Raw genomic sequence first — 12557 nt, 5'->3', positions numbered from 1 at the left:
CCTCTGGAAGAGGGAAAAAGATGGAGAATTAAAGACTTTTAGCCAAGATTTAATTTGACAACACGGTTTTTTTCAGGTTCAGCTTTAGGCAAATCTAGGTTTAAAATGCCATCCTTGTATTCTGCCTTGGCTTCCGTATTTTGCACCTTGACGGGCAGAGGAATAACCCGATGAAACTGACCATAGCGGAATTCTGTCCGTGTTACCCCTTGCTCCTCGGTTTTCGTTTCCGATTTACGTTCACCGCTTATGGTCACGGAATCGGCTGTCACTTCAATATTAATATCTTTGCCATCTAAGCCAGGAACTTCTAGTTTTAGATGAACCGTTTCAGGGGTTTCTGTTAATTCTGCCCCCGGAACAAAACTGGGCCAATTGATTTCCGTTGATAAGTTAGTGCTCGGAACTAAGGTATCAAAAACGCGATTCATTTCCCGTTGTAGCTCATCGATACCTCGGAAAGATTGCCAACGAATGAGTGTCATACTAGTAACCTCCATAGGGGGGATTTAGGAGTAATTAAGGATAAGGAACATTTGAAAGTATCCGGTTTTTATTGTTTCTTCGTTTCCTTTCATTCCCTACAATAGGCCAGTCTTTCTTCACTCTGAATTCGGTTTTACGCCCTTGGTAGAGGGGGATTTCCGCCCTAACAGAATCCTCAAGCCATCACACTTTACTAGCCATGAGACGAACAGATTCACAAGATTAGGTTGACATACTCCCCTGCGTGAACGACGGGGGATTCTTATTCATAGTTCACAGAGATCCACTTACGATTATTGGTTTCCCTTCAATGATAGAGGTGGTTCTCTCCCTATGCTTTCCCTCTTCCGAGGCAGATTCCTTTTGCCCAAAGGTACTGTTTTGCCATGACCTTTGAGGTGGCCCCAATAGACTGAACAAAAATAGCGGGGAGTAAAGCTCTGAAGTTAACGGACTCCCTAACTAAAAACGTCCTCTCAAGCCAAATTCAAACTTGTCCAGTAGACTTGGTCTGGTATCTGATATTCTAAAGCTTGATGGAATCGCTCTTTGTTATAGAAATTAAACCATTTTTTTACCTCTTCTGTCAAGTGTTTTCCATCCTCAAAAGAATAAATGTAAATTAACTCGTATTTTAGAGAACGCCACAATCTTTCAATAAAAATATTGTCATAGCAACGTCCCCTTCCGTCCATACTAATTTGGATTTTTTCTTGCTTTAAACATCCTGTAAATTCCTTCGAGGTAAATTGGCTTCCTTGATCACTATTAAAGATGTCTGGTTTGCCATAAATTGACAATGCTTCCTCCAATGCTGACTTACAAAAATAAACATCCATAGTGTTGCTAATCCTCCATGACAAGACCTTACGACTCAACCAATCCATAATTGCTACTAGATAAAAGTGTCCTTTTCCTATTGGCAAATAGGTGATGTCGGTACACCAAACTTGATTGGCTTTTTCAATGCTTAAGTCTCGTAATAAGTAAGGATAAATTTGATGCTCAGGGTTTCGCAACGTTGTTCTTTTCTTGGGGTAAATTGCTTGTATTCCCATTTGATTCATCAATCGTATCACTCTTTTTCGATTTACCTCATAACCTAATGTGTTGAGGTATACTGTCATCTTTCTGCTCCCATAAAATGGTGTTTTCATATATTGTTCATCCAACGGGTGCGACCTTTAGTTGATGAAGGAAAAGAAAAGTGTTAACATGAGATGAAAAGTGACAAAGAGGAAACAATGATGACAGCAAAACTAATTAATGTAGAGGGTTCAAAGATAAAAATAGAACTAACATTAGAACTCAGTCGTTCAATGTTGGATACAGAAATAAATATTCAAAAAGGCTTAAACGAAGTAGGTTGCATCGCCAGCAAAGAAGCCTTGAAATATTTAGATACAGATGGTTCACCCTTAAAAATCGGTGAAGAAATCTGGAAGAGTAAGGGAGAGCAACCGAAAGAATATCAAACACCTTATGGTGAGGTTATAGTGAATCGTCATGTATATCAGCGTTCACCTTTGAGGAAAAACGTATTGCCCCTTAGAAAGAGAAGCAAGGATAATCATAACATCAACGCCATTATTGGCAAAACAGGTATCCTCAAAAATGTCAGGGATGGCAGGCAAAGAGGTGAAAAATGATTTATTAGAAAATCATGGTAGAAAAGTAGCGCTATCCTATATCCAAAGATTGAGTGAAGCAGTAGGAAGTGTGGTACAGGCAAAAGAAGAAGCGTGGAGTTATGCCCCGCCCAAGGAGGATAGCCAAATTGCAACAGTGGGAATAGGATTAGATGGAACCTGTATGCTGATGTGTGAGGATGGCTACCGTGAAGCAATGGTGGGAACCGTTTCCCTATACGATAGTGAAGGCGAACGTCAACCTACAATCTATCTAGGTGCGGCACCAGAGTATGGAAAAAAGAGTTTTCTAGAAAGATTAGAAAGAGAAATTGAGCGAGCGAAAAACCGTTATCCAGAGGCAACATTGGTCGGGATAGCAGACGGGGCAGAATCAAATTGGAAGTTTTTAGAAAAGCAAACGGAAGAACAGATATTAGATTTCTATCATGCCTCTGGTTACTTAGGTGCCTTGGCAGAAGCGTTGCATCCGAATACCGTGTCAAAACAAAAAGAATGGTTGACTGAAAATTGTCGAGAACTCAAGCATGAAAAAGGAAAAGCAGGAGAACTGCTAAATCTGATGAAAGAAGTCAAAGAAGAAAAAAGTCATTCTAAGAATCTTACCGAGAAACTACAAGCGGCGATTACTTATTACGAGAATCATCAGCATCAAATGGATTATGCTGAATACATAGAGAAAAAGTATCCGATTGGTTCAGGTGTTACGGAAGCAGCTTGTAAGACGTTGGTCAAACAACGATTATGTTGTTCAGGGATGCGATGGAAGGAAAAAGGAGCAGGAATTATTTTGAGCCTACGAGCTTTGGTATTGACCAAGGAACGATGGAGTCAATTTTGGGCAAAACTTGATCAATATGGGTTCCCTGTAGAACCCTGATTACAACAGCTTTTATCAACTAAAGGTCGCACCCCATCCAACATCCAACAGTCTCAATAGTGTCAATTCTTCGGAACTAATTTCCTTTGGTTCGTAATAATAACTCGAACGATTTATTCCTAATTATTCACATTGACGTTGAATGCACAATTCAGAATGTTTGGGGTCTACCAAGGTTTTTCGGTCGGTAGCCCCAATTGTACCGACCTGTCCACTAAAAAATCTCGCTCGACTTTTAGCTTTCCTATTTGCCGATATAGCTCATTTATCTGAGTTTCAGCATTTTCTTTGATTTCTTTTCCTTGGTTTTCTGTTTCAAAGATTTGACTAGCTTCGTCTAATACTTTTCGTTTCCATCCATTAATCATTGTTGGATGAATTTCATATTGACTGGCTAATTCAGATACCGTTTTCTCTCCTCGAATTGCTTCTAAGGCGACTTTGGCTTTGAACTGGGCTCCATACTGTTTTTTCTTGTTGCTCATAGCTCTCCTGATTTCGATTTAGAGCTTACACTACTGTCCAGTTTTGGGGGGCCACCTCACTTCCCAAAATCCCCATCCCTTTTTTAAGGATGTTAATTGCCGCATTTGTATCACGACAAATCTCCATTCCACAATTGGGACAAGAATGAGTTCTGGTACTCAATGACTTTTTCGCCCGATGACCACAATTAGAGCAGTCCTGAGAAGTGTAGTTGGGCGAAACCGCCACAACCGCCTTGTCCCAGATTTTTCCGTAGTAGTCTAACCACTGGGTGAATTGATACCAACTAGCATCAGAAATTGACTTAGCCAAGTGATGATTCTTGACCATATTCGACACCTTTAAATCTTCATACACCACGATATCGTTAGATGCCACCACGTTTCGGGCTTGCTTAATTGCCCAATCTTGCCGTTGGCGTTGAATTTTAAGATGGGTTTTACCCAGTCTTTTTCGTGCTTTATGGTAGTTATTGGATTGGGGTTTAGCCCCTTTCACGAATTTTTTGCTTAATCGTTTCTGAGCCTTTTTGAGTTTACGCTCAGATTTTCTTAAGAACTGGGGATAGATTACGGCATTATCGTTTTGGTCTTTGGTGAAATATTTTAATCCCAAATCCAAACCAACAACATTACCGGTATATTCCCCTTGTTCTTTGCGGTCAGCGTCAAAGCAGAACTGAGCATAATACCCATCTTGCTCTTCTGACTACTCGAACCCGATTAATTGGCTCTCCTGAATAAAGAGTTATAATCAAAACTTATCACGAAAAGCAAGCTAAAAAGCGACTTCGCATATTATCAAAGTTAACAAATCCATAACTGGACAGTGGGAAGTTTATCTGACTTTTCCCGTTAAGTCCAAAATCCAGCAATGCAAACTTCTAGAGGCTTTATCTGGCAAGGGTTTGAGTAATGATTCTCTTGACAGGAAAAAAATATTCTGAAGCCATCATCCCGCTTATCGTTCAAATTTCAAAAACAAAGGATGAAGGGAGTATGAGACTGTAAAATGGAGAAAATCTTAAAGGGCAGGTCAAAAAATGTTGGAATGGTGGACAAAAAACTTTGCCAGTTGTGAATTGGGAGACGAGAGGCTAAACAATCGTGCCTTCTCGATTGGGAAAAAGTTAAGTGAGGGGTTTGGAAAAGCCTTATCAGAAGTGTTTAAGGGAGGAAACGAGTTAAAGAGGGCCTATGAATTTTTGGGAATCCGAAAACAGACTTTGTCAAGATAATAGAGCCGCACTGTGAAATGACAACTGCCGCCGTAGCCGTAGAAGAATATAAGATAATGCTATCAGTCGGAGATACGACCTTCTTAGATTATCGCAATATCAAGGAAAAAAGGGAAGGGTATGGGCCGACTGGAAAAGGAGGGAATGGATTAATACTGCATAGTGCTTTAGCAATTGAGCCAGAAAAAGGACAAGTATTAGGTTTATTATGGCAAAAACTGTGGAATAGGGAGGTAAAAGAAAAGCCCCCAACAGATGAAACGGCGAAGCAGAAAAAAGAAAGACAGAAAGAACAAAGAAAAGCAGCTCGTCAAAGACCATTTGAGGAAAAAGAATCCTACAAATGGGTAGAGGCTCTAAACACCTGTGAGAAACAGGTAGAAAGTTCAACGAGGGTAATTCATGTATTTGACAGAGAAGGAGATGTTTCAGAAGTCTTTGACTCAGTGCGTCAACTCAAGCATACAGGAGTGCTGGTCAGAGCGTCTCATAATCGTAGTTTAGACAAAAATAGTGAACGACTTTGGCAACATTTGGAATCAGAACCGATTCGTTTTCATCAAGAAATCGAGATTCCGAGTACAGGAAAAAGAAAAGCACGGAAGGTTAAGCTTGCCGTCCGATTTTGCTCAGTTAATCTACGAACTCCCTATCGTTTTGATAATCGTGACCCGTTGAATGTCTATGCTGTTTATGCGACAGAAATCGATTGTCCCGAAGGCGAAACTCCTTTATCTTGGATGCTTCTGACTACAGAAGTTGTTGAGACTATTGAGATGGCTGTCACTATTCTTCGTTGGTACACCTACCGATGGCGGGTTGAAGAATTTCATAAAGTCCTTAAGTCTGGTTGTCAGAGTGAGCGTTATCGACTTGCCTCTGATGGAATGAAAACTCTTTTGGGTTTTTTAAGTGTCATTGCTGTTGAACTTTTACACGTTACTTATCTTCATCGTACCCAGCCCGATGCTCTCGCGATTGAAATTCTTAATCCTCTTCAACTTCAGGTGTTAAAAGCAGCCGCCTCTCAAAAACTTCCCCCTATTTTGACTGTTGCTTGGGCTGTCGAGTCTGTTGCTTTTCTTGGTGGTTATCTTGAACATCGTCGTAAAACTCCTCTCGGTATCCAAGTCCTTTGGCGCGGTTGGTTGAAGTTGCATGACCTTTGCCAAGGCTGGCAGCTTGCAATCCGCACTTAACGGGAAAAGTCAGGTAGAACTTCCCGTCCTCAAGCCCCAAGTAACAGAATACAGACTGCATAGCCTAGAATGCGAACACTGCGGGTCAAAAAGCCGAGGGAAATTGCCAGCAGGAGTGACCGAGAAAAGCTATGGGGCAAGATTAGCCGCCTTAGTGGGAGTGCTAAGTGTCGAAGCAAGACAAAGCCATCGTCAGATACAAGGGCTGCTGAGAGAGGTATTTGGCATAGAGATAGGGAGAGGGACAATCAACAACATCAGGCAAGAAGTAAGTGAAGCCATAGCCGCCGCCAATGAAGAAGCGAAAGAATATGCCAAGCAACAACTGGTGGTGAACTGTGATGAGAGGGGATTTAGCCAGCAAAATCGGGATGGCAACAACCCAACAGAGAAGAAAGCATGGCTGTGGGTGCTGGTGACCCCATGGATAAGCCTATTTCTAGCCACCTTGAGTCGTAGCCAAGAAGTGGCCAAACAGTTAATCGGCGAGACATTCACGGGCTACTTAGGCAGTGACCGTTATGGCAGCTACAGTTGGGTGAAGCCAGAATTGCGACAACTATGTTGGTCTCATGTGCTGAGAGACTTTCAGGCGATGGCAGAAAGAACAGGGGCATCACAAGAAATCGGTACAGCATTACTAGCGAGAGGCTATCGCCTGTTTCATTGGTGGCACAAAGTCAGAGACGGCACGCTGTCGAAGGAGTTATTTATCGAAGCAGTAGAATTGCTCAGATGGGGAATGCACCAAGAATTAATGTCGGCGGCGGCTATCGAAATTGGTTGGCGCGAAAAATCGCCCCTCGCGAAAACAGTCCGTACCTGTCGAAAGTTGCTGAAAGTGGAGGCGGCTCTCTGGACGTTTGTCTATAGAGAGGGGGTGGAACCGACGAATAATTCAGCACAACGAGCTTTGCGACCAGCCGTAATTTGGCGTAACCTCAGCTTTGGTTCTCAGTCTCAAGCGGGGAGTGAGTTTGTGTCGAGAATGCTGACAGTCAATCATTCGTTGAAATTACAAGGGCGTTCTGTCTTAGATTTTCTGACGCAATCATGTCTAGCGGCTCGACTAGGGGAGCAGCCTCCTTCTCTAATTCCTGTTGTTCAGGAGCCCGCCGTCTCAAATCCTAGACCCTTGATTTTTTTGTAGGCTATTGGACAGTTACAAATCGTTAGTATGATAAAGAGTTGCAGAATTAGGTAAATTCCTTAGTAAATCTTGTTGGTTAATCGAAAAAATCGAAGGTTTATTAGACAGTAATTCTATCAATTCTTGTGAATGACTAGAGAAAGGTGATGATAGTAGAATTTTCCTTAACTCTTCTAAATCTAAAGAAGATGAGTTGTTGTAAGTTCGACTTCTTGATGTTTCTATTTCTTGAATTTCCTGTTTTACCTCAACTCGTTGTTCATCGGATAATTCAGGTTTAGCCGAGTCAATTAATTTAATAATTTCATCACGTTTTTTTGACAAAATACGAATCATACTAAAGCTCATCGGTCTATGATGCATTACTTTATTTCGTTCCCGAATAATCAAGCCCTTCAAATCTTTTTCGAGTTTCTTCCATTTCTCAACATCTTCAAAATATTGAGAAAAAACATTATCCCAATAGGAATGCTCTTTTGTTTTTTCTTGTAAGCAATTTTTAATGTCTTCAACAGAACTACATTCCTCTAATAATTTAGACAAGTCATTAACAGTAAGAGTCTGATCATTTTGCCAGTTAGGAAGCTTTGCAGTAACGATAGCAATCAAACTCTCAAATGTTGTACATTCTAAAGGATGCAGTAGAGAGTGCTTATTATTTCGTGCATAAATCTCTTCAGTTTTTTGAGCTATTTTTTCTGGCGGATGACTATTCCACCAATTAAATCCCCAAATATCAACAATTGCTCGACTTATAAAGCCTCGAATTTTCTGCTCTATCTCTGCCAAAATTGGATAAGCTAGATAGCGAATTTGCTCTCCAGCTTCATCAATATAACGATAAAAATTTAATGGCTCTTTGCGGAGAATATTTGCTTCTTGAAGTCTATCGTGACACTCATCTACGTCTTGAAGACAACCTTCAAGAGAAATTCGGTGATGTAAAACTTTATTATTATCGTTGACTGTAGTTATGTCTAGCTTAATATTTTCAAGGTAATTAGTTAAGGCTAGTTCTACCTTGCCTGTCAAATCTTCTAAAGAGATTGGTTGATTATCAAAAATCTCATCAAGATGGATTTCTAATTTATAAGATTTTTCCGTTTTCATGAATCTGTCTTGGCTTAAAATTTTATACTTTTAGTATATACTTCAAACGTTCATAATCTGAGATTTATCAAAGCGTTGAAATCGTAAGGTGAGCAAAGAATCAAGCTCCTCCTTATATTTTACGTTAGCATCCTCAAGACATCCTGAAATTGCTGCAGAAAACTGCGTAAAATCTTCATAATATTTTGCGTATAAACACTTTTTCTTCACAAACTTCCACAGTCTTTCAATTAAATTCAAGTTAGGAGAATAAGGAGGTAAGTACAGTAACTCTATTCCTAATGATTCTGCCAACTCCTGCACAATTCGGCATTTTTGATAACGAGCATTGTCTAATACCAACGTAATCGGTATTAATAGTCCTAATTCTGCTATCTTTTCTAGGAGTTCACAAACCTGAGTTCCCGTAATATAAGAACTGTTCGTTACCATAATTACTTCATGGGTAATTGCATTTAATGCTCCTAACACATTAAAACGTTTTCTCCCTGATGGTGACTTAATAAAAATCCTCTTGAAGCACCATATAAAATTTACAAATGCTCCCATTACAAAATGAGAGGCATCTACAAAGAAAACTGCCCTTTTTCCTGCTTTTGCCTCTTCTAGCCTTGGTTCTAGCTCTTTTTCTCTATAGCTATCCTGAGCTTCTACATCTGCTTTTGATGGAATTGTTCCCACCTTTAGACACCTCATTCCTATTGACTTTAAAAATTTTCTGACTTGCGTTGGACTTCTTTTTATTCCCGTTAATTCTTCTATTCTTTTTACTGCTTCATTTATTCTTGCTGGTGGATTTGACTCAAAATATGCCTCAATTGTCCCTTGATGCTCTGTTAACTCACTTTTCGGGCGATTAAATTTTATTTCTTTTAGTTTTTCTATCCCGCCCTCTTGATAATCACGGATATAGCTTGTCACCGTATTTACTGAAACTCCTGCGAATTGAGCAATTTTTTGATGAGATAATCCCTGACTTTTTAACCATAAAACTTCCATCTTTAGCTGTACTCTAGGATGCGGGTGATTAAACCGACCGTAAGACAACAGTCTTTTGTCTTCTTCCGTAAATTCTAACTTAATCATTTCTCAGCCTCTTGACTACTTTTTCTATTTTTACTATATTATCTCTTATTTTTAAAATTCGCAACTTGTGACCGTGTTCAGTATAACAAAAAATCAGAATCACCAAATATTAATTTCTCTCTTGAAGCAGATAAAAAAGGGGCCGAAGCCCCCAGTTTAAAAGTTGAGAAAAGTATTATTGGTTAATTGACCTTAGTAGTCGTAGTCGCCACCACCTGGGCCACCCGCAGGAGCTTTTTCTTTCTCAGGTTTGTCCACGACAATACACTCGGTTGTTAACACCATACCTGCGATCGAAGCTGCATTTTGTAAAGCAGAACGAGTAACTTTAGCAGGGTCAACAATACCAGCAGCAATCATGTCGGTATATTCGTTGTTAGCAGCGTTAAAACCAACATTGAAGTCTTTTTCTTTGACTCGTTCAGCTACAACAGCACCGTTTTGACCCGCGTTTTCAGCAATCCGTTTTAAAGGAGCAGGTAAGGCACGAGCCACGATTAAACCACCTGTTAATTCTTCATTTTTCAGGTTGGCATTTGCCCATTCTTCCAGTTGAGGAGCTAGGTGAGCGTAGGTTGTACCACCACCAGGAACGATACCTTCTTCCACCGCCGCTTTGGTTGCGTTGATCGCATCTTCTAAGCGCAGTTTACGGTCTTTCATTTCCGTTTCGGTAGCTGCACCCACTTTGATAACTGCTACACCGCCAGCCAATTTAGCCAGACGTTCTTGCAGTTTTTCTTTGTCGTAGGAAGATTCGGTTTCTTCGATTTGACGACGGATTTGTTCAACACGGGCTTTAACGCCAGCTTCATTACCTTCGGCAACAATGGTGGTGTTGTCTTTGGTGATGGTGATGCGACGGGCTTTACCTAGACTTTCAACCTTGGTGGTTTCCAGTTTCAGACCGGCATCTTCGCTGATCACTTGACCACCGGTAAGAACAGCAATATCTTCGAGCATGGCTTTACGACGATCGCCGAATCCAGGAGCTTTAACAGCCGCTACATTCAACACACCACGCAAACGGTTAACCACGAGAGTAGCCAGAGCTTCTTTTTCGATATCTTCAGCAATAATGATCAGGGGCTTACCTTGACGGGCAACCTGTTCGAGAACGGGCACTAAGTCTTGAACTAGGTTGATTTTTTTGTCGGTGATGAGGATAAGGGGATCATCCATAACGACTTCCATGCGTTCGGGATCGGTGACGAAATAGGGAGAAATATAACCCTTGTCGAAACGCATCCCTTCGGTGATTTCCAACTCGGTGGTCATGGACTTGCCTTCTTCGAGGGAAATAACGCCCTCTTTGCCCACTTTATCCATAGCATTGGCGATCATTTGGCCAACTTCTTCGTCGTTACCCGCAGAGATAGCACCTACCTGGGCGATCGCTTTGGAATCTTCAACAGGTTTAGCGTGTTCAGCAATACGAGCTACTAAAAATTCAGTGGCTTTGTCGATACCGCGTTTAATGGAGATTGGGTTAGCACCGGCGGCGACATTACGCAAACCTTCTTTAACAATGGCATGGGCCAGAACCGTTGCAGTGGTGGTTCCATCTCCAGCGACATCATTGGTTTTAGAAGCAGCCTGACGAATCAGGGAGACACCTGTATTTTCAATGTGGTCGTCTAATTCAATTTCTTTAGCAATGGTGATCCCATCGTTAATGATTTGGGGCGCACCAAATTTTTTCTCTAATACAACATTCCGACCTTTGGGGCCAAGGGTGACAGCAACCGCTTCTGCCAGAATATCAATACCCCGTTCCAGGGCGCGACGAGCTTCATCGTTATAAATGATGGACTTAGCCATAGGAAATAGTACCTCTTTTGGTCAAATTGAAAGGATAAGGAATAAAGCGTTTCAGTCAAGAAGAAGGTTCAGATCTTGTTGCCGTGAACCTTAGACTGAGTTCCGGTAGGTTCAACTACCTTGCACGCCGAAGTTTCGTTTAACGGTTTGCTTATTGAACAGAAGCCAGAATATCTTTTTCCGCTAAGAGAACATAGTCATTGCCATCAACTTTGATGTCGGTTCCTGCATACTTAGAATAAAGAACTTTATCGCCCACACCCACTTCTAAGGGAGAACGGCTACCATCATCATTGCGTTTGCCAGGGCCAACAGCTACGACTTCACCCACCTGGGGTTTTTCTTTGGCGTTATCGGGTAAATAGATACCACCAGCCGTTTTTTCTTCGGCGGCACTGACTTTGACGAAAACGCGATCGGCCAAGGGTTTAACGGTAGAAAAGGTAATGCTGATAGCTGCCATGAATAATCATCCTCCTGATGAAGATAAAATAAGAGGGGTTGAGAGAATTGAGATTTAGCACTCTCACCTCACGAGTGCTAATGTAGCCAATTTAGCATGGCCAGCGCAACACCCCTTTAAGTGTGGTTTCCCGAACTTAGGGGTTTTAGCCTTTCTTGGCTCACTCAAGACTTGGATTAGAATCAAATAACGGTCAGAAAGGTAAGAGGAAAATCGTACTATGACAACGACGGTAGAGGATGTATTGCAAATCCTGGAGAGACTGGCGATGTCTCAGTCAGAGTCTCAGGCAGAGTTAACGGCTTCGCAACGGGAAACCCAGCGTCTTCTACAGGAACACATCAAGGAAGCTGAACAGCGCAAACAAGAAAACGATCTACGTTTTAAGGAGACCGAACGACTGCTGAAAGAGCAAGGTCTGGAAACAGATCGCAGAATCCGCGAGGTCAGTCAGGAAATCCATGCTGTGAATCTGGAAGTAAGGCAACTTGGCGAGCAGGTAAACAAAGAAATTAGCCGGGTTAATAAAGAAATTAGCCAGGTTAACAAGCAAATTGGCGATCTAGGGGGAAAATGGGGCAGGTTTGTGGAAAATATGGTTGCTCCAGCTTGTGAAACACTGTTCTTAAAAAAAGGGATTCCGGTTCATCAAGTTGCTCAACGTTTGAAAAGACATTCGGCAGAAAAAACCTTAGAAATTGATGTTTTGGTGACAAATGAAGCCCCTAAGTAGGGCTTGCTGAAAAAGTCAAAAAACGAAAGAAATGTGGGTTAGGGAAGTATGGACTGAAAAAGCATAGATAACTTATCCTTATGGAAACAAATCAAAATACAGATTTTGTTTAATCTATTGTTCCTTTCTGTCTAAAAAGGTCAACACAAATCACTCCTCACAAAAGAGAGGAAAATTAACACCATTTTTCACAAGAAAAACGACTCTACAACTTTTTACTTGTAATCGTTCAGGGGGACAAAATCTGATAATCTAAA

Annotated in this window: 10 protein-coding genes and 3 pseudogenes; 5 read left to right on the top strand and 8 right to left on the bottom strand. The window is 41.2% G+C overall.

Annotation, left to right across the window (positions count from 1 at the left end; genetic code table 11):
- Positions 1-38: 38 nt before the first annotated feature.
- Positions 39-485: an Hsp20/alpha crystallin family protein gene (locus tag KA717_05360; protein ID UXE62249.1), complete on the bottom strand. Its 447-nt coding sequence runs from the start codon at positions 483-485 to the stop codon at positions 39-41.
- A gap of 477 nt (positions 486-962) precedes the next feature.
- A pseudogene (locus tag KA717_05355) lies at positions 963-1658 on the bottom strand (IS3 family transposase).
- A gap of 75 nt (positions 1659-1733) precedes the next feature.
- Between KA717_05355 and KA717_05350 the strand changes: the two are divergent.
- A pseudogene (locus KA717_05350) lies at positions 1734-3015 on the top strand (ISKra4 family transposase).
- Between the two features lie 167 nt (positions 3016-3182).
- Here KA717_05350 and KA717_05345 read toward each other — a convergent pair.
- On the bottom strand, positions 3183-3500 hold the full coding sequence (locus tag KA717_05345) for a transposase (protein ID UXE62248.1): 318 nt from the start codon (positions 3498-3500) through the stop codon (positions 3183-3185).
- Positions 3501-3525: 25 nt separating this feature from the next.
- A pseudogene (locus KA717_05340) lies at positions 3526-4140 on the bottom strand (transposase).
- A gap of 403 nt (positions 4141-4543) precedes the next feature.
- Here KA717_05340 and KA717_05335 point away from each other — a divergent pair.
- Genes KA717_05335 through KA717_05325 form a run of 3 tightly spaced genes read left to right on the top strand, consistent with a single transcriptional unit; the run spans position 4544 to position 7087 of the window.
- Positions 4544-4738, top strand: coding sequence for a transposase (locus KA717_05335; protein UXE62247.1), 195 nt, complete (start codon positions 4544-4546; stop codon positions 4736-4738).
- Between the two features lie 17 nt (positions 4739-4755).
- Positions 4756-5937, top strand: a complete 1182-nt coding sequence (locus KA717_05330; protein UXE62246.1) for an IS4 family transposase — start codon at positions 4756-4758, stop codon at positions 5935-5937.
- The gene (locus tag KA717_05325) at positions 5897-7087 is read left to right on the top strand and encodes an IS66 family transposase (GenBank protein UXE62245.1); all 1191 of its coding nucleotides are present in this window, start codon (positions 5897-5899) and stop codon (positions 7085-7087) included. Before KA717_05330 ends, KA717_05325 begins: the two co-directional genes overlap by 41 nt.
- 12 nt (positions 7088-7099) lie before the next feature.
- Here KA717_05325 and KA717_05320 read toward each other — a convergent pair whose 3' ends face one another.
- The 4 genes from KA717_05320 to groES form a co-directional block, all read right to left on the bottom strand.
- Positions 7100-8197, bottom strand: coding sequence for a hypothetical protein (locus KA717_05320; protein UXE62244.1), 1098 nt, complete (start codon positions 8195-8197; stop codon positions 7100-7102).
- Positions 8198-8239: 42 nt separating this feature from the next.
- Positions 8240-9283 (bottom strand): IS630 family transposase, encoded by a 1044-nt coding sequence (locus tag KA717_05315; protein ID UXE62243.1) that lies wholly within the window; start codon positions 9281-9283, stop codon positions 8240-8242.
- 192 nt (positions 9284-9475) lie between these two features.
- The gene (groL, locus tag KA717_05310; protein ID UXE62242.1) at positions 9476-11104 is read right to left on the bottom strand and encodes a chaperonin GroEL; all 1629 of its coding nucleotides are present in this window, start codon (positions 11102-11104) and stop codon (positions 9476-9478) included.
- Between the two features lie 151 nt (positions 11105-11255).
- Positions 11256-11567, bottom strand: a complete 312-nt coding sequence (groES, locus tag KA717_05305) for a co-chaperone GroES (GenBank protein UXE62241.1) — start codon at positions 11565-11567, stop codon at positions 11256-11258.
- A gap of 220 nt (positions 11568-11787) precedes the next feature.
- On the opposite strand from groES, the gene KA717_05300 reads away from it, so the two are divergent.
- The gene (locus KA717_05300; GenBank protein UXE62240.1) at positions 11788-12300 is read left to right on the top strand and encodes a hypothetical protein; all 513 of its coding nucleotides are present in this window, start codon (positions 11788-11790) and stop codon (positions 12298-12300) included.
- Positions 12301-12557: the final 257 nt, after the last annotated feature.

This window comes from Woronichinia naegeliana WA131, from assembly GCA_025370055.1.
GTDB lineage: Bacteria > Cyanobacteriota > Cyanobacteriia > Cyanobacteriales > Microcystaceae > Woronichinia > Woronichinia naegeliana.
The sequence above is the reverse complement of the archived record's forward strand: the minus strand, read 5'-3'. Positions and strand labels throughout refer to the sequence as shown.